General features: G+C 44.8%; 14 protein-coding genes. 5 read left to right on the top strand and 9 right to left on the bottom strand.

The window, feature by feature from the left end:
• Positions 1-91 precede the first annotated feature (91 nt).
• The 4 genes from E5Y90_RS01270 to E5Y90_RS01260 all read left to right on the top strand — a co-directional run bounded on the left by E5Y90_RS01270 (position 92) and on the right by E5Y90_RS01260 (position 2885).
• Positions 92-271: a hypothetical protein gene (locus E5Y90_RS01270; RefSeq protein WP_151205004.1), complete on the top strand. Its 180-nt coding sequence runs from the start codon at positions 92-94 to the stop codon at positions 269-271.
• Positions 272-280: 9 nt separating this feature from the next.
• Positions 281-1036 (top strand): hypothetical protein, encoded by a 756-nt coding sequence (locus E5Y90_RS17430; protein ID WP_228723967.1) that lies wholly within the window; start codon positions 281-283, stop codon positions 1034-1036.
• The gene (locus tag E5Y90_RS17425) at positions 990-1676 is read left to right on the top strand and encodes a hypothetical protein (protein ID WP_228723966.1); all 687 of its coding nucleotides are present in this window, start codon (positions 990-992) and stop codon (positions 1674-1676) included. Before E5Y90_RS17430 ends, E5Y90_RS17425 begins: the two co-directional genes overlap by 47 nt.
• Positions 1677-1769: 93 nt before the next feature.
• The gene (locus E5Y90_RS01260; RefSeq protein ID WP_174659178.1) at positions 1770-2885 is read left to right on the top strand and encodes a hypothetical protein; all 1116 of its coding nucleotides are present in this window, start codon (positions 1770-1772) and stop codon (positions 2883-2885) included.
• A 311-nt stretch (positions 2886-3196) separates the two neighbouring features.
• On the opposite strand, the gene htpG is transcribed toward E5Y90_RS01260, so the two are convergent.
• The 5 genes from htpG to E5Y90_RS01235 all read right to left on the bottom strand — a co-directional run bounded on the left by htpG (position 3197) and on the right by E5Y90_RS01235 (position 9065).
• Entirely contained in the window at positions 3197-5116 is a 1920-nt protein-coding gene (gene htpG / locus E5Y90_RS01255) for a molecular chaperone HtpG (protein ID WP_174659177.1), read from the bottom strand.
• 153 nt (positions 5117-5269) lie between these two features.
• Positions 5270-5614 (bottom strand): lysozyme inhibitor LprI family protein, encoded by a 345-nt coding sequence (locus tag E5Y90_RS01250; protein ID WP_174659176.1) that lies wholly within the window; start codon positions 5612-5614, stop codon positions 5270-5272.
• Positions 5615-5791: 177 nt separating this feature from the next.
• Positions 5792-6397: an OmpW/AlkL family protein gene (locus E5Y90_RS01245; protein WP_151205013.1), complete on the bottom strand. Its 606-nt coding sequence runs from the start codon at positions 6395-6397 to the stop codon at positions 5792-5794.
• A 319-nt stretch (positions 6398-6716) separates the two neighbouring features.
• On the bottom strand, positions 6717-8084 hold the full coding sequence (locus E5Y90_RS01240; RefSeq protein ID WP_151207413.1) for a Na+/H+ antiporter family protein: 1368 nt from the start codon (positions 8082-8084) through the stop codon (positions 6717-6719).
• Between the two features lie 78 nt (positions 8085-8162).
• Positions 8163-9065 carry an alpha/beta fold hydrolase gene (locus E5Y90_RS01235; RefSeq protein ID WP_174659175.1) on the bottom strand — a complete coding sequence of 301 codons (903 nt, stop codon included), beginning with the start codon at positions 9063-9065 and terminating at the stop codon, positions 8163-8165.
• A gap of 116 nt (positions 9066-9181) precedes the next feature.
• Here E5Y90_RS01235 and E5Y90_RS01230 point away from each other — a divergent pair, with 116 nt between their 5' ends.
• A complete protein-coding gene (locus E5Y90_RS01230) occupies positions 9182-9673 on the top strand; it encodes a DUF4442 domain-containing protein (protein ID WP_174659174.1) in 492 nt (163 codons plus the stop codon).
• A gap of 71 nt (positions 9674-9744) precedes the next feature.
• Here the strand turns inward: E5Y90_RS01230 and E5Y90_RS01225 are convergent, their stop codons facing one another.
• The 4 genes from E5Y90_RS01225 to rpoB form a co-directional block, all read right to left on the bottom strand.
• Positions 9745-10107 carry a DNA transfer protein p32 gene (locus tag E5Y90_RS01225; RefSeq protein WP_151207419.1) on the bottom strand — a complete coding sequence of 121 codons (363 nt, stop codon included), beginning with the start codon at positions 10105-10107 and terminating at the stop codon, positions 9745-9747.
• Positions 10108-10258: 151 nt separating this feature from the next.
• Entirely contained in the window at positions 10259-10798 is a 540-nt protein-coding gene (locus E5Y90_RS01220; RefSeq protein WP_174659173.1) for a hypothetical protein, read from the bottom strand.
• 180 nt (positions 10799-10978) lie between these two features.
• The gene (gene rpoC, locus E5Y90_RS01215) at positions 10979-15178 is read right to left on the bottom strand and encodes a DNA-directed RNA polymerase subunit beta' (RefSeq protein ID WP_151207423.1); all 4200 of its coding nucleotides are present in this window, start codon (positions 15176-15178) and stop codon (positions 10979-10981) included.
• Positions 15179-15349: 171 nt separating this feature from the next.
• A complete protein-coding gene (gene rpoB / locus E5Y90_RS01210; protein WP_151204488.1) occupies positions 15350-19438 on the bottom strand; it encodes a DNA-directed RNA polymerase subunit beta in 4089 nt (1362 codons plus the stop codon).
• Positions 19439-19451: the final 13 nt, after the last annotated feature.

Below are 19451 nucleotides of genomic sequence, written 5' to 3'. Positions count from 1 at the left end.
CAGGAAAAGTACTCAACATCAGTTCTGAGTTATTGTATGATTTAATGAATCTACAACTCTTATAAATTTACTTTATTATTTAAATTTTGCCATGCATACACTTCAAGCTTTGGTTCAAGGAAAAGTCACACCTCAAATGATTTCTATTGATCATTTAATTGAAATGGCTAAACGTTATAACGATCCTCATTCCGCAGAATACAAACTGATAGAACTGGCCACCAATATATTGCTAGCACAGGCTTTGGACCAAGCGCTGAAACATGTCTAGAGAAATAAAATGAATGCTTTAGTAAAGGCAAAACTGATTAAAGAATTACATGAATTAGAACAGGCACTGGATCATGACTCCCTCAGCCTATATGAAACCGCCTGCGCCAAGAAAAGAATTCATGACATTTTTAATTTGTGTGATGAACCTATTTTTAAAAGCCAGATTTTTGCTTTCAAAAGCCGTACCCAACCCGAACTGGCCGCCTATCAGTTTGTGGCCACCACCTCTTATCAACTCAGTTTTCGTGGCTATTTCCACAAAGACACTGAGCTCATACGCAGTTTGAAGGCTTTTTCTGTAGCAGGCTGGGCATTTTTACATCATCCTCAGCAAGGCTGGCAGCTCTGGTTTATGCCATCGGCCGAGATGGAGCCGCAGCACAGTCCTTGGAATGATCTGGAAAGCTGCTATCACTGGCTATTGCAGCACCCCCGCTTTGATTTAAAACCAGATCAACAGCGCATACCTTCGGGCCTACTCATTCCTTTCGCTGAACAGCCTGCTACCCAGGAAATTTCCTCTTATCATTTGAGCGATTCCCCATCACCTGTACATGCTTTAACCAGAGGGATACAGACTATTCCCCTGCTCTCACAAGTTGTACAGGAAAGCTCCGAAACTCAGGCATCTCCCCTAAGCATGCAGCAAACCTCTTTGCCACACCCGAATACAGCTGTGTCGTATGAAGAGGTTAACTTTCCACTCAACCTGCAACTTGCTAATATGCAGGCGCAGGCAGGTACGGCCTCTGGAAATCTCTGATCTGGCGCGCTTATGTAAACTAGAGCTGGATCCTATTGTCGCACCGTGGCATGTCGATCTGGCCCTATATTATGCAGCCGAAGATCAGTGGCAAAACCAGCCCGTGTATTTAATTGAGCAGGTAGATGAACATGGGCAATGGTTGAAATACCTGATGCTTCTGGGTACTTCCAGCCTGCAACAGGCACAGCAGTGTATAGAACACTGGGAAAGTTTATACAAGCGACACTGTATTGCCATTAAATCCATTCAATGGACAGATATTGCGCAGATTTTTACCCAGTTTGATCTCTTATATAACCTCTATCATGATCAGGCTGAAACCTGCTGGACCCACGCTTCCTATCTGCCTTTTATCCCCGCTTCCTCAATCCATACCTCTAAGTTTATCCAGTTTGAGGAAACCCCGGCAGATTTTTCTACTCCACTTTTATTGTTGCAGGAACATCAAAAAATCCGGGTCATTCATGGTGAGCAACGCCTGTCCCTGAACCCGCAAGAAAAAACTTATCCATATTTACTCCTGAAACGCAGTAAGCATCTCAACTGGCAGAAGATCCACCAGATTATTTTGAGTCTGCCCCAACCTCTCTCTGTACACACCCTGTATACTGAAATTCTTACTCAAATCACTGAATAATTGATGTTATTTTGTAGTTTCACCTTGCTTTTTTTCCTTATTTTTTAGAAAACTATTATTGAAGCAAGAATATATAAGAGCAAAAAATCTCTCATGCAAATTAATAAAATTACGCGAATCTTATTTGTCTCATTTAGCTTGGGCATGGCCAGCTTTGCGCTCTGGGCAAATTCAACTACGCTTAGCGATTCAAATCCTCTCCCTGACCCGGAAAAATCGGCACCCTCGGGCTTACTGAACCAGATCCCACGCCTGATTGATGCCACACCGACTCTTCTTCCTGAACAGTCAAGTGACGCAATTGTGCTCGCGACAGAGCAGACAGAAAACAACTCTTGGGCCGACCAGAAACAAAAAACGGTACGAGAATGGGCTGATCGTACCGCGCTCAAAATTGATAACTGGTTTGGTCAGCCCCATCCCGATCAGCCTGCCAAAGCCAGCTTGAGAGTTATCCTGGACAATAGCTGGGATAAATATGAAGATTATGAAATCAAGCCGCGTATCCGTGGAAAAATCAAGTTGCCCACCATGGAGCGCAAACTGAGTCTGGTGTTTGGTGATGATAGTCTGGACAATGAGCTGGACAGCAATGTGGCCATTACCAACGAAAATTTGAGTAATCCCGATAATCACGGCCTGGATACTAAACGTAGCCGGGAAGAAAATACCTCCTTCGCTTTACGCTGGTCCGAATTTTCCGAGCGTCTGCCTTTTGAAACCGATCTGGATCTGGGTCTGCGCTCAGGCGATGACTTATATGCACGTGCCAAAGTCAGTAAACAGTGGACCATGGACAACGATTATTTTTTCTATGCTGAACAGATTTACCGTTATGGAATTCAAAGTGAAAACTACTTAAGAACCAACCTTGAACTGACACATGCCCGTCCAAATCAGGCCTTTCTGTCCAATCAATTCAGCCTGACTTATGCAGATGAGCAAGATGATGATTTAAAATGGGATAACTATCTATTTAGGCAGCATCAGTTCTTCAAGGACAATCGTTTTAGTTATGGAATCTATAGCGGAGGTTATTTAAATGACAATGACCTGCGTCTGAATCGCTGGGGACCTTATCTGTCCTGGAGACAACCTTTTTTACGTGAATGGTTCTTTGTCCAAACTGATGTCAACTACTTGAATGATCATCGCGACAACCGCAGCCATTATCCGGGTGCCTCAGTCCGTCTGGAAGCTTTATTTTAAAATATCCAGCACCTTATCTATTGATGACCCGACAGAACCGAATTTTTAAGGCTACCTCGGCCCCTTAAGACCATGGATTGTAGCCTGATCCTGAGGACAAACTGCTCGCAAAATAAGGCGGTACCCTATTTATTTTAGCGGCATATTTCTTCCTTCCAGCGCTACCCGAGGTCAAATCTCCCCTACATTGAGCTCATCAAACTGGGGTATTTTTCTAGCCGCTCCTGTTGCTCGATCATGCCAGCACTTAAGCTGGCATCGAAACAGAAAATCCCTCCGAAGAGGGATTTTAACCTGATGAACTGATCGACTTAAGCCAGCAACAGGCTGTTAATACGCTTAACGTATTCAGCCGGATCTTCAGGCAGACCACCTTCAGCAATCACGGCCTGATCAAAGATCACATTGGCCAGATCATCAAACTGCTTGGAAGCTTCCAGTTTTTTCACCAATGGATGTTCCGGGTTAATTTCTAGAATTGGCTTGATATCAGGAACCGGCTGGCCTGCATCTTTTAGCATGCGGATCAGCTGCGGTGAGAGTTCGCCTTCTCCGGTGACCAGACAGGCTGGAGAGTCAACCAGACGGGTCGTCACCCGCACTTCTTTGGTCTTGTCTTTGAGTGAATCTGTCAGCTTGTCAACCACAGGCTTAAACTGGGCTGCTGCTGCTTCCAGTGCTTTTTTCTCTTCTGCATCCTGAAGATCACCCAGATCAACTGCGCCTTTAGACACATTTTGCAGCGGTGTACCCTCAAATTCATGCACGAAGTTCATCGCCCATTCATCTACACGTTCGGTCATGAGCAAGACTTCAATGCCTTTTTTCTTGAACACTTCCAGTTGCGGAGAGTTTTTCGCGGCATTCAAGCTATCAGCAGTCACATAATAAATCGCTTTCTGGCCTTCCTTCATAGCGGCTTTATAGTCTGCCAATGAGGTACTTACTTCATCATTATTCGATGTGGCATAACGCAGCAGTTTTAAAATACGGTCGCGGTTCCCCATATCTTCGCCTAAGCCTTCTTTCAGCACGGCGCCAAATTCCTGATAGAAGGTCTTGAATTTTTCCTGATCTTTTTCGTCTTCAGACTTCGCCAAAGCATCGAGTGTGGTCAGGATGCGACGGGTATTGCCTTCACGAATGGTTTTGACATCACGGCTTTCCTGCAGCAACTCACGGCTAACGTTCAATGGCAGATCGGCACTGTCCACCACCCCGTGTACAAAGCGTAAGTAGTTGGGAATCAGGTTATCTGCTTCATCCATAATGAAGACACGTTTTACATACAGCTTGATCCCGGCTTTGGCTTCGCGGGTGAAAATATCATGAGGTGCCTTGCTTGGAATATACAACAGTTGAGTATATTCAGTGCTGCCTTCTACACGGTTATGCGCCCAAGCCAGAGGTGCAGAGAAATCATGCGTCAGGTTTTTATAGAACTCGATATATTGTTCTTCGGTAATTTCAGATTTGTTACGGGTCCATAAAGCACTGGCCGAGTTAATCGCTTCCCATTCATCAGTTTTCACATATTGACCGCCTTGAGCAGTCTCACCTTCAGCAGCCTCTTCTTCCTGCCAGACTTCTTTTTGCATCTGGATTGGCAGGCTGATGTGATCTGAATATTTATTGATAATCTGCTTCACTTTATAGCTTTGCAGATACTCAAGCGCATCTTCCCGCAAATGCAGGATGATATCAGTACCACGGCTTTCTTTGGTGATCTGCTCAACCTCAAATTCACCCGTCCCTCCACTGATCCAGCGTACGCCTTCAGATGTGTCTGCACCCGCACGGCGTGATTCGACCGTGATTTTATCTGCCACAATAAAACCTGAATAGAACCCCACACCAAACTGACCAATCAGCTGGGCATCGGATTTTTGATCACCAGTCAGTTTGGACATAAAGTCTTTGGTGCCTGATTTGGCAATCGTACCCAAGTTATCAATGGCTTCCTGCTGGCTTAAACCGATGCCATTATCCGAAATAGTGATGGTTTTATGGTCTGCATCCAGACTGACACGCACCCGAAGATCAGGATCATTTTCATAATATTCAGGATGATTGATGCCTTCAAAACGTAATTTGTCACAGGCATCAGAAGCATTCGAAATGAGTTCGCGCAGGAAAATTTCAGGATTGGAATACAGGGAGTGCGTTACAAGATGTAGTAACTGGGCCACTTCTGCCTGAAAGCTGTGTTTTTGTGCGCTTGATTCGCTCATTGGTCACTCCTTTTATTTTTAAATACAGATCACAACTGTTGCCAATATGAATGGAGGGAGTTGGCCAATTTTCAATAGAAAAACTTAAATTTTTTCTGCCATAACGCTTTTAGCGCAGTCATTTGCATAAATTTAATTGAATTAGACCTTATCTTAATAAGGTCCCAACCTGTAAATCCGCTCAAAATGCAGATCCAGCTCCTGCTGGCGCATCGTATAAACCTGACTTAAACAGGAAACCGATTCCCGACAGCGATTACGGAATTGCAGCCATTTCACCTGGTCTCTCTGAATTACCGAACGGGTTCCCATCGGCACCAGACGGCGCAAAATATTATAAGTTGTACTCATTTTGACATCGGCATCATTGAGCGAAGTATGCTGACAAATGGCTTTTTCAGTAACTGTCTCGGCTTTATTACAATTAAAACTGGCAGCATGGCTCTCCATGACCATCAGACAGCTTACGATCACAAGACCCTTTAATAAAAAATTCATGTCAATTTTTCTCCTTATTATGAAGTCATATTCAATTAATATTTACTTTATGGATTCTAATATATTTAGATATAGCCAATCTGCTCAATCTTAATTCGTTATAAATCGTTGTTATTTTGAAAAAAAAGCCTCATCAACGATGAGGCTTTTGGAAAAACATATCCGAATTATGAAAGCTTAGAATTTGTAGCTATAACCTAGTGTATAGATTACTGGATCAATATCTAATTTAAAATTTTCGACTGCTGTTTCAACTTTTGGATTAAGGTCTGCATAACGTACATCTGCAAATACACCCCAATTTTTAGCATCTGCGGGTTGAAAGTTAAAACCAATTTGAGCAGCATAGCCAAAGTCCTCTTTAACTTTAACTTTAGTATTCGCTAAATCTCCTGAAGCTTCCTCATCCCAAGGAATAAATGCTGTCGCACCTACACCGATATAGGGGGTGAAAGCAGTTGAATTTTTAAAATTATATTTAGCTGTAATCGTTGGTGGTAAATGTTTTAATTTAACACCTGCTGTTGCTGCACCAGTCACATTTACATCATGGCTAATTGGAGTAGCTAAAAGTAACTCTGCCGAGAAGTTATCATTAAAAAAATATTCTACCGATGGTGTAAAAGCAAGCTCACTATCAGCTTCTACCGTCATAGTATCATTCGCGATCTGTTTGTCTTGAGTTGGAGCAATTGCAGAACCACCTACTTTGACCTGCCACTGGCCAGCCATTGCCGATGCAGAAAGACCCATTAATACAATTAGAGCAGTTTGCTTTAACATTTAAAAACACCCCTTTGGAAGATCAATTATAAAAAACAATCATTAATTAATAATAAACACGAGGAGAATTAATATGCAATAGTGATTATAATACAAAAAAATCAATATTATCTAAGATACTGTTATTTAAATTAATTTATTTTAAATAGACTAAATTGGTTGGTTTTATATTTTCAGATTTTCAATAATAAAAAACAGGATTTTATTCAGACTATAATACTCAGGATTTAATTAAAAAAGACTTAAAGATATATTTAAAATGCATTTTAAAAATTAAAATAAAATCTGCCCTAAATCAATTAGGGCAGATTTAAACCCTTTACAGGATCATGGCGGCAATCCAGCCAAAAATGATTAAAGGGATATTAAAATGGATAAAGGTGGGGATCACACTGTCTTTCATATGATCGTGCTGACCATCCATATTCAGGCCTGAGGTTGGTCCTAAAGTCGAATCTGAGGCTGGAGAACCTGCATCTCCCAGCGCAGCCGCAGTGCCAATAAGAGCAATGGTGGCAGCAGGACTAAAGCCGAACTGGATACACAGCGGCACATAGATGATCGCCAGAATCGGCACAGTCGAAAATGAAGAGCCTATCCCCAAAGTAATCAACAGACCAATCAACAGCATCAAAAAGGCAGCCAGAGCCTGACTGTTACCAATCCAGTTGACCGATGCTTCAACCAGAGCGGGAATCTGGTTCGTCGCGTCAATCACCGCAGCAAAACCTTGTGCAGCAATCATGATAAAGCCGACCAGCGCCATCATGCGCATACCAGTAATAATCACATCATCCGCTTCTTTCCATTTAAAGATACCGGCACAGCTTAAAATCGCCACACCGACCAGACCCGCCAGAATCATTGAATCGGAATATAGCTGTACGGCCAGAGTAGCAACAACAGCCAGGCCTGCCATCCAGATGGTAAATTTTGAAATTTCCGGCTTGACCTGCTGCTCTGCTATTCCCAATTCACCCGAAATACTCTGCTGTTCTTCGACATGAATATCCTGATAATAGCGCGGCTTGCGGTAGCTGATAAACATGGCCACCAGAAGGCCCACAAACATCCCGAAGACCGGGATCGCCATCGCTCTTGGGATCTGATCATAGCTGATCTCAAAACCATAAGGCTTACCAAAAGTATTGATATTCTGACCCAGAATATCATTCAGGAAGATGGCACCAAAACCGACCGGAACCAGCATATAGGTACCGACCAGACCAAAGGTCAGCAGACAGGTAATTAAACGGCGATCCAGACTCAGATGATTAAATACCAGCAATAACGGTGGAATTAGCACCGGAATAAAAGCGATATGTACCGGAATCATATTTTGCGAGAAGATAGCCGAGATCGCGACCGTACAGAAAATCAGATATTTCACCCGGTTTCGGGCCTTGAGGGAGACCTCACCTTTTAAGGTGCTGATCATCTTATAAGCCAGCAAGTCAGGCAGTCCAGAACGTGCCAGAGCGAGGGCAAATGCACCTAAAATACCATAGGCCAGGGCAATTTTGGCGCCTCCACCCAGACCATTGTTAAATGCATCTAAAGTTCCCTGAAGACCCAGGCCTGCCAGCAAACCACCCGTAACAGCACCAATGACCAAGGCAAAAACCACAGGCACACGCGCCAGTGAGAGTCCAAACATGACCCCAATAGCAGCAAGAATTGCGAACATAATGAATTGAAAATAAGAGAAAACGGCTATTTTATCAGAAAATCCGGATAAAAATTCCTCTCCTTATCCTTTCATCAGTCACGATTTTTCGCGCCCTATTTTATTGGCCTGAATCGATTTCTGCTGAATAAACTGGTCAAGATAATGAGCAACTTTCTCTGGCTGGCTGAGAATCGCCCAATGATTGGCTGCCAGTTCGACCCGGGAGAAATCTTCTGCCCAAACCTGTATTTCATCGACTAAATCCGGACCCACAAAGCTGTCATACTGCAGCACGATGGCCTGTACAGGACAAATAGCAAAACGCTGTCTAGGCCGGGTTAAACGGGGTAAAAAATTGGCCCGATACAGATTAATACCATATTTGCCATCTTTGACAATATTCTCATTTAAAGGCAAGTCATGACGATGCTCTAAATGGCTCACGACCTTATTCCAGCGTTGCGGGTTAAAACAGTTCCAGACAGCAGGCGCCAGCCAAGGCAATTGAAAAGCAGCGATATACCAGGACTTGCTGAGCTGCTTTAAAAAATTTGTCCGATTCTGCTTGAATTGCTTCCGCATCCAGAAAGCGGCATGATCCAGACAAGGCCCTGACAAGGTTGTATAAGATAGAATTCGCCCCTTAAATTCAGGGCTGGTGACTGCTTCCCAGGCCTGAATTGAGCCCCAATCGTGTGCTGCCAGATGAAAAGCCTGTCCGGGTAAAACGGAATCGACGATTTCTTGCAAGTCTTGGGCTAAGCGTGACAAACGATAGTCACGAATTTTTTCAGGTACACTGGACTCCCCTGCACCACGCACATCGTAACTCACAATAAAATAGTTCTCGCTTAAACAGGCAATAATCGGCTCCCATACCGCCTGATGATCCGGATAACCATGAATCAGTACCAGAGCGGGCTGCCCGGCCTGCCCCCAAGTCTTGACACATAGGCGTTGCTGATCACTGGTTTGCACCCAATGGGTTGATGTATTCATAGCAAATTCCTTTATTTTTATTGATCATTCTATTTACAAATTGATGTAATTTATCACTGCCAGCGTAGGCGGGTTGTTCTAGTATGCTGAGCTATACAATAAAAATGAATATCAATATGAGCCTGTTTCGAAAAATTCAGCGTTTTCCTTTCATTTCCAAATTTATTCTGAATCACTATCCCCCTTATCGGGGTGCCGGCATTGTGATTGATGAAATGAACTTTGCGGATTATCACCTCCGGGTAAAAATGCCCTTAACTGGCAAGAACCAGAATATCGTGGGGGTCCATTTCGGCGGTAGCCTGTATTCCATGGTGGATCCCTTTTATATGCTACTGCTCATGCACCATTTGGGCTCCAAATATATCGTTTGGGATAAAGAAGCCTGGATTCGTTTTTTGGCTCCAGGCCGTGGCACGGTACATGCCGATATCCGGATTTCTGCAGAAGAAGTGAATGCAATTATTGAGCTGGCAGCCAACCACCAGTCAGTTTATCGTCATTACCAGCTCAATATTTATGATGAGTCTGGTGTACGCATTGCAGAAGTCCAGAAAACAGTTTATATCCGGCGCAAGCAGAGCAAATCCAAACCTCATGCTGAATGATCTGGCCCGAACAAAGCCCAAATAAAATAAAAGCGCCATAAAGGCGCTTTTAGCTCTGCTCAACCGCTGTTTTAACGACGACGTTCCTGTTCGATCGCAGCACCTGCACCGCCACCAATTGCACCGCCAATGGCAGCACCGGCATTTCCACCAAAGATACTTTTACCCACAGCTGAGCCCACTGCCCCACCGACACCACTATAAGTCGCGTTACGGTTCGAGCCACTTTGAGATTTACTTCCTACGGCCGCACCAGCACCACCGCCAATGGCTGCACCAGTACCACCACCTACACTATTACCTACACCACCACCAATAGCACCGCCTAGTGCCGCTGCCCCAATACGTTGTTCAGAGGCACTCATGCTTTCACAACCTGCCAACATCAGGGTAGATAGTGAGGCAATTGCAATCATACTCATATATTTTTTCATGAGATTTGTCCTTTTGGCTATTTCTTACAGCATAGATGATAAGAATGAACTTAAAATCAGTGAAATGTTACTATTACAAGTTCTATTGCTGAAATTTGTAAAGAAAAAGCGTCAACTAATTTAAGGCTTTTAATACAGCAGTAGGGATGACTTATTTTGCTTCTGTCAGCACAACTACATCCTTGGTAGTAGTACCATTCTCCTGAACCACCGCATGAGTAATACTCTCAGTGCTGTTCGGATCTTTGAATTGATCAAGCTGAAGCGTTTTACGCACAGGCTCTTGTCCTTTCTTTAACTCTATCCCTTGAGCATCAATCGCCTTAGCTTCAGCAAGCACGACCCCCTCTTGAGTAACCTTTGATTTTATTTCAATTTTTGAGGTAGGCACAATTATGCTACCCGGCTGAATCACAGGTATAGACATTTTTTGCTCTGAAAATTGGCCAGCCTGGTCTTCCAATACTACATCTCGCGCCACCAGATCTTTACCACCATTTGAGACTTCAAAAATCGTGGCTTCCGTGGTGCGTACAGGTTGCTGACCTTTGATGGTACGAATAATCTGGGTTTTAACAATGGGCACCACACCTTTGTCTTCTAACACAATCGTATTTGGCATCGGTGCAGCCATCGTTTGGCTGGTCACTACAAATACACTGAGAGCCAGCAATTTTTGGATAAGTTTCATAGATGAATTCCCCTAGGTTATATTCGTAAATTATTACGTTAGAAAAATGAAAGAATTTGTGTACTTATATTTTCACTATAGGAAAAATGTGAAATTTATTAAAGCTTAAAGCGAGTTTTGTAACAAAAGGATAAAAAAAGCCACCCGGAGGTGGCTTTTTTTATTTATTTAAAGGACCAATTACAGACCGTTAAATTCATCATTGAATGCTTGGCTTAGCGCTTGATCGACATCAGAGAAGTCATTGTGCAGTTCAAATTCTGCAGCTTCCGCTTCCTGACGACGACGCTCGAGGTGATAAGCCAAACCTGTGCCCGCCGGGATCAGACGACCTACCACTACGTTTTCTTTCAGACCACGTAAATCATCTTCTTTACCGGTTACAGCCGCTTCAGTTAACACACGAGTTGTTTCCTGGAACGATGCAGCAGAGATGAACGAGTCAGTAGACAGCGACGCTTTGGTAATACCCATCAATTGGCGTTCATACTTCGCAGGGAACTTGTTCTGTGCCAGAACAGCTTGGTTCTCTTGCATTACACGGATGAAATCTACTTGCTCACCTTTGATGAAGCTGGTATCGCCACCATCTGTAATATCTACTTTACGCAGCATTTGACGTACGATTACTTCAATATGCTTGTCGTTGATTTTTACACCTTGCAGACGGTATACATCCTGAACTTCGTTCACGATGTAGTTGGTCAACGCCACTTCACCTTTCAGACGTAAAATGTCATGCGGGTTCTGTGGACCATCAGAAATAGTTTCACCACGGTTCACATGCTCGCCTTCGAACACGTTGATTTGACGCCATTTCGGAATCAGCTCTTCATATACTTCAGAGCCATCATCCGGTGTAATTACCAGACGGTTCTTACCTTTGGTTTCTTTACCGAAGCTGACAATACCAGACACTTCTGCAAGGATCGCATGTTCTTTCGGCTTACGCGCTTCGAACAAGTCCGCAACACGTGGCAGACCACCGGTAATATCACGGGTACGTGAAGATTCCTGTGGTACACGACCGATAACATCACCGACACCAATTGTTTCGCCGTCACGGACAGAAAGAATCGTGTTCTGTGGCAGGAAGTAGAACTGCTCGGCACCATCAACAGTATCTAATACCACTGCTGGACGTAAGTCTTTACCAGATACTGGACGTGCAGTCACTGGCAGGATTTCAACAGTAGTCATACCCGTTGCATCATCGGTTTTCGATGTTGCAGTTACACCGTCAGCGATTTGGCTGAAGCGAATCTTACCAGCAACTTCTGTCACCAGTGGATGTGTATGCGGATCCCAAGTCGCCACGATACCGCCTGCTTCCACAGTCTCGCCATCTTTCAGCAAAATAGACGCACCGTATGGCAGTTTATAGCGTTCGCGCTCACGGCCTAAATCATCCGCAATACCGATTTCACCTGAACGTGAAGTCGATACCTGGTGACCTTTGGCATGCTGTACAGTTTTCACGTTGTGGAAACGTACAGTACCTTTGTTACGAACCTGTACGCTGTTCGCAGCAGAAGTTCGGCTTGCCGCACCCCCGACGTGGAAGGTACGCATCGTTAACTGTGTACCCGGCTCACCAATCGATTGAGCAGCCATAACACCTACAGATTCACCTGGATTCACCAGATGACCCCGCGCAAGGTCACGACCATAACACTTCGCACATACACCGAAAGTCGATTCACAAGATACAACTGAACGTACTTTCACTTCGTCGACACCTTGCTCTTCTAGGAAGTTTGCAAGCTTTTCGTCGATCAAAGTGTTACGCGGCAGAATCACATCATCTGAACCGGCTTTCTTCACATCTTCCGCAACCACACGACCCAGAACTCGAGTCCCCAAGTTCTCGATCACGTCACCACCCTGAATGAATGGAGTCATTACCAGACCAGACAAGGTGCCACAATCCGGTTCCGTAATGACCAAGTCTTGTGCAACGTCAACCAGACGACGTGTCAGATAACCCGAGTTCGCAGTTTTCAATGCAGTATCGGCCAAACCTTTACGCGCACCGTGCGTCGAGATGAAGTACTGCAGTACGGTCAAACCTTCACGGAAGTTGGCTTTAATTGGGGTTTCAATGATCGAACCATCCGGTTTCGCCATCAAACCACGCATACCCGCCAACTGACGGATCTGAGCTGCGGAACCACGGGCACCGGAGTCAGACATCATATAGATCGAGTTGAATGATTTCTGTTTCTCGTCTTCACCCTGTTTGTTTTTCACGGTAGTGAATGACAAGTTGTCCATCATCGCTTTGGCAACTTGGTCGTTGGTACGCGCCCAAATATCGACCACTTTGTTATAGCGTTCACCAGCAGTGACGAAACCTTGTTCAAACTGTTGTTCGATTTCACGAACTTCAGCTTCAGCTTTACCAATGATAATTTCTTTTTGTGGCGGAATGACCATGTCTTCCATACCTACAGAAACACCTGAACGCGTCGCTTGACGGAAGCCCAAGTACATCAATTGGTCAGCAAAAATAACAGTATCTTTCAGACCCAGCTTACGGTAGCAAGAGTTGATTAACTTAGAGATGTTCTTTTTGGTCATCTCCACGTTAATTTGCTCAAAGCTTAAACCTTCTGGCACCACTTCCCACAGCAGACAGCGACCAGGCGTGGTATCAACAATAATTGTTTGTTGTTCACGTTCGCCATTTTCATTAATTACAGTCTGGTGTACACGGGCTTTAACACGAGCGTGCAGGTCAACCTGACCTGTTGCCAATGCGCGGTTGACTTCATGCGTATCCGCGAACACCATGCCTTCACCTTTGGCATTCACTGCATCACGAGTGATGTAGTAAAGACCCAAGACCACGTCCTGAGACGGTACGATGATCGGCTCACCGTTGGCTGGAGACAGAATGTTGTTGGTTGACATCATTAACGCACGAGCTTCTAACTGAGCTTCAAGTGTTAATGGAACGTGGACCGCCATCTGGTCACCGTCAAAGTCGGCGTTAAACGCAGCACAGACGAGCGGATGCAGACGGATTGCCTTACCTTCAATCAGAATCGGTTCAAATGCTTGCAGGCCTAAGCGGTGAAGAGTTGGCGCACGGTTCAACATCACTGGATGCTGACGAATCACAGAAGCCAGTACGTCCCAAACTTCTGGAGTCTCGCGCTCCACCATTTTCTTCGCAGCTTTAATGGTGGTGGCTTGGCCAGATGCTTGCAGTTTCGCGAAAATAAACGGCTTGAATAATTCAAGAGCCATTTTTTTCGGAAGACCACATTGGTGTAAACGCAGGTTTGGACCAACAGTAATTACCGAACGGCCCGAGTAGTCAACACGCTTACCAAGTAAGTTCTGACGGAAACGACCCTGTTTACCTTTGATCATGTCTGCCAAAGATTTCAATGGACGTTTGTTTGAACCAGTAATGGCACGACCACGACGACCGTTATCTAACAAAGCATCGACAGACTCTTGCAACATACGTTTTTCGTTACGTACGATGATGTCTGGTGCTGCAAGGTCAAGAAGACGTTTCAAACGGTTGTTACGGTTGATCACACGACGGTAAAGATCGTTCAGGTCAGATGTCGCAAAACGACCACCTTCAAGCGGAACCAATGGACGAAGATCAGGTGGAAGTACTGGAAGTACAGTCAGTACCATCCACTCTGGCTTGTTGTTTGACTCTTTAAACGCTTCCATCAATTTCAAACGCTTAGACGCTTTTTTCAGCTTGGTCTCTGACGTTGTGTTTGGAATTTCTTCACGCAGACGTGAAATTTCGTTTTCAAGATCGATGTCTTTCAACAAATCCTGAACAGCTTCTGCACCCATTTTCGCAGTGAATTCATCACCGTGTTCTTCTAGCGCATTGAAGTATTCTTCATCGTTTAGAAGCTGGTATTTCTCAAATGGCGTCATACCTGGGTCAGTGACCACATATGATTCAAAATACAATACACGTTCGATATCACGCAGTGTCATATCTAATAACAGACCGATACGGCTCGGCAGTGATTTCAGGAACCAGATATGCGCAACTGGAGATGCCAGTTCGATGTGACCCATACGCTCACGACGAACTTTAGCAGTAGTTACTTCAACGCCACACTTTTCACAAATGACGCCTTTGTATTTCATACGCTTGTATTTGCCACACAAGCATTCGTAATCTTTAACTGGACCAAAAATTTTGGCACAGAATAAACCATCACGTTCAGGCTTGAACGTACGGTAGTTAATGGTTTCCGGTTTTTTAACTTCACCATGAGACCACGACTTAATCATTTCTGGTGACGCAAGACCAATACGGATGCGGTCAAACTCTACAGGAGCATGACCGTCTGAATCCGTCTTTTTGCGCATGATATCGAGCAAGTCTTTCAATTTTTTTCTCCGTGTGTTGTGGAGATTTTCACTACACAACTGGGTCACAAATATTGTTTTTAACTGAATATCCTCCTTCAGTCCCCCCCTTTATTACAGGAGGGAAGCTCCAGAGCGCATTAAGCGCCGGAACTCCCCTTTTTTTAAGGGATCAGGAGGATTAATGGTTATTTAGTCACCATTTTTCAGTTCAATGTTGATACCTAAAGAACGGATCTCTTTGGTCAATACGTTGAACGATTCAGGCATACCTGGATCCATGTAATGGTTACCATCTACAATATTCTTATAGATGCGGGTACGACCTTCAACGTCATCCGACTTCACAGTGAGCATTTCCTGAAGCGTATATGCTGCACCGTATGCCTCTAGCGCCCAGACTTCCATCTCACCGAAACGCTGACCACCGAATTGTGCTTTACCACCCAGTGGCTGCTGTGTAACAAGTGAGTAAGAACCTGTAGAACGTGCATGCATCTTGTCATCCACCAAGTGGTTCAGTTTCAGCATGTACATATAACCTACTGTTACAGGACGGTCAAAACGCTCACCTGTACGGCCATCATAAAGTACAGTTTGACCCGTACGTGACAAGCCAGCCAGCTCCAACAACTCTTTGATCTGACCTTCTTCAGCACCATCAAATACTGGTGTTGCCAAAGGAACACCTGCACGCAGGTTGCCAGAAAGTAACAAGATTTCATCATCGGTTAGGCTATCAAGATCTTCTTGCTTACCACCGACCTTATTGTAAATCTTGTCCAGGAATTCACGCAGCTCGGCAATTTGACGCTGTTCTTTCAGCATCTTGTCGATCTGGTCGCCCAGACCTTTCGCCGCCATACCCAAGTGAGTTTCCAGAATCTGACCCACGTTCATACGAGATGGTACACCGAGCGGGTTCAGTACGATATCAACAGGCACACCGTTGGCATCGTGTGGCATGTCTTCTACCGGCAGGATGTTAGATACTACACCCTTGTTACCGTGACGACCCGCCATCTTATCACCTGGCTGGATACGACGTTTGACCGCCAGATAAACCTTAACAACTTTCAGAACACCCGTTGTGAGTTCATCGCCTGTAGACAGTTTGCGTTTCTTCTCAGCGAATTTCTCATCGATCTCGAGGCTCTTCTCTTTCAAGAACACCTGGATCTGGGTTAAACGTTCTGCAATTGCTTCATCTACCGGCTGGATTTCAAGCAGGTCAACCAGCTCTAAACCAGACAATACATCTTCAGACAGTTTATCGCCGCGTTTAGTGGTACCGCCGCCATTCGATTCCTGACCTTTCAACAGGCGAACAATACGTTCACGTGCCGCTTCTTCAAAGATTTTATATTCTTCTTTCAAATCTTTGCGGTAAGCGTCCAGCTGTGCTTTTTCAATTGCTTGAGCACGGTCGTCTTTTTCCAGACCATCACGTGTAAACACTTGAACATCGATCACGGTACCTTTGGTGCCTGATGGAACGCGGAGTGATGAATCTTTCACATCAGCTGCTTTTTCACCGAAGATTGCACGTAGCAGTTTTTCTTCCGGAGTAAGCTGTGTTTCACCTTTAGGCGTTACTTTACCGACCAGGATATCACCTGCAGTTACTTCAGCACCGATATAAACAATACCAGACTCATCTAGCTTAGACAGAGCCGCTTCACCCACGTTTGGAATATCAGCAGTGATTTCTTCCGCACCCAATTTGGTATCACGTGCAACACATGATAATTCCTGGATGTGAATAGACGTTAAACGGTCTTCCTGAAGTACACGCTCAGATAGCAAGATCGAGTCTTCGTAGTTGTAACCATTCCAGGTCATGAACGCGACACGCATGTTCTGACCCAGTGCAAGCTCACCACCATCCGTCGAAGGACCATCAGCCAGCACATCACCACGGCCTACTTTATCACCTAGGCTCACCAGAACTTTCTGGTTGATACAGGTGTTCTGGTTCGAACGCGTGTATTTGATCAGGTTGTAAATATCTACACCTGCTTCGCCCGCCACCATTTCGTCTTCATTCACACGAATAACGACACGAGAAGCATCAACAAATTCAATACGGCCACCACGTTTCGCGATCACACATACACCAGAGTCATGTGCTACGTTCGCTTCCATACCGGTACCAACCAGTGGCTTGTCAGCGATTAACGTAGGAACAGCCTGACGCTGCATGTTTGAACCCATCAATGCACGGTTGGCATCATCGTGCTCAAGGAATGGAATCAGTGATGCGGCTACCGAAACGACCTGTTGGGCAGAGACATCCATATGTGTCACTTTTTCTGGTGGAATTCGTACAAATTCACCTTGGTAACGTACAGATACGAACTCTTCAGTCAGGTTACCGTTTTTATCTACTGCAGAGTCAGCCTGTGCAATCACAGTGCCTACTTCTTCAATTGCAGACAGATATTCAACTTCCTCTGTTACACGACCATCCACGACTTTACGGTATGGTGTTTCCAGGAAACCGAAGTTGTTACATTTTGCATAAACTGAAAGCGAGTTGATCAAACCAATGTTTGGACCTTCAGGCGTTTCAATTGGACAGACACGACCATAGTGAGTCTGGTGTACGTCACGCACTTCAAAGCCAGCACGTTCACGTGTCAAACCACCTGGCCCAAGCGCGGATACACGACGCTTGTGGGTAATCTCGGACAACGGGTTGTTCTGGTCCATGAACTGGGACAACTGGCTTGAACCAAAGAATTCCTTGATCGCAGCAGCCACTGGCTTCGCATTGATTAAGTCTTGCGGAGATAGGTTGTCAGTTTCAGCCTGTGATAAACGCTCTTTTACCGCGCGTTCTACACGTACCAGACCTACACGGAACTGGTTCTCAGTCATTTCGCCTACTGAACGCACACGACGGTTACCCAAGTGGTCGATATCGTCGACTTCACCTTTACCGTTACGGATTTCAACCAATGTTTTTAATACATCAGTGATATCTTCGTTCGACAAAATGCCTTCAACTTCACGTGACTTCTGGTCTGTACCGACTTCGTAAGGACGACCCAAACGACGGTTAAACTTCATACGACCTACTGGAGACAGGTCATAACGCTCAGACGAGAAGAACAGGTTATTGAACAGGTTTTCAGCCGCTTCTTTTGTTGGCGGCTCGCCTGGGCGCATCACTTTATAGATTTCAACCAGGGCTTCTTCACGGCCGGTTGTGGTATCTGCACGCAAAGTATCTGCGACGAAAGGACCACGGTCGATATCATTGGTGAACAGAATGTTAAACTGCTTCACACCGCCTTCAGCAATTTTGACCATCACTTCATGGCCAAGTACAGTATTGGCAGCAATCACTTCCCCATCTTTCAGGGCAATGTCTTCAGCCGTAATACGCTCATACAGGTATTCATCAGGAACTGAAAGCTTGGTCAGGCCAGAAGCTTCCATTTGACGAACATGACGCGCGTTGATACGTTTACCTTGTTCAACAATTACTTTGCCATCATTATCAGTGATATCGAACTGAGCCATTTCACCGCGCAGACGCTCAGGAACCAGGTCAATCTGGTAGCTGCCCATATCCAGATATACAGGTACTTTCTCGTAGAACATGTCGAGAATCTGTTCGTTGCTATAACCTAAAGCACGCAGTACGACAGTCGCCAGCAATTTACGACGACGGTCAATACGTACATAGACCAGATCTTTGGCATCAAACTCAAAGTCTAACCATGAGCCACGGTAAGGAATAATACGTGCAGAATAAAGAACCTTACCACTAGAATGAGTCTTGCCTTTATCGTGGTCGAAGAACACACCTGGTGAACGGTGCAATTGCGACACGATGACACGCTCAGTACCATTGATCACAAAAGTACCGTTATCTGTCATCAGTGGCATTTCGCCCATGTAGACTTCTTGTTCACGTACGTCTTTAATAGATTTCGTTTCACGATCTTTCAGGATCAAACGAATTTTTACGCGCATTGGTGCGGCATAAGTTGAGCCACGAAGAATACATTCGCGTACATCAAACTCAGGCTTACCAAGACTATACTCAACAAATTCTAAAGCAGCATTGCCAGAATAACTTTCAATAGGAAAAACTGAACGAAATGCGGCTTGGAGACCGATATCTTCGCGGTTTTTTGGTGATTTGCCATCTTGTAAGAATGTTCTGTACGAGTCGACTTGAATCGCGAGCAAGTACGGAGCATCCATGATGTTAGGCAATTTACCAAAATTCTTACGGATCCGTTTCTTTTCGGTATATGAGTATGCCATCTGGAGTCCTCGG

This window comes from Acinetobacter sp. 10FS3-1 (assembly GCF_013343215.1).
GTDB classification, from domain to species: Bacteria; Pseudomonadota; Gammaproteobacteria; order Pseudomonadales; family Moraxellaceae; genus Acinetobacter; species Acinetobacter lwoffii_C.
Note: the sequence above shows the minus strand (reverse complement) of the source record. Positions and strands in the feature narration are given on the sequence as shown.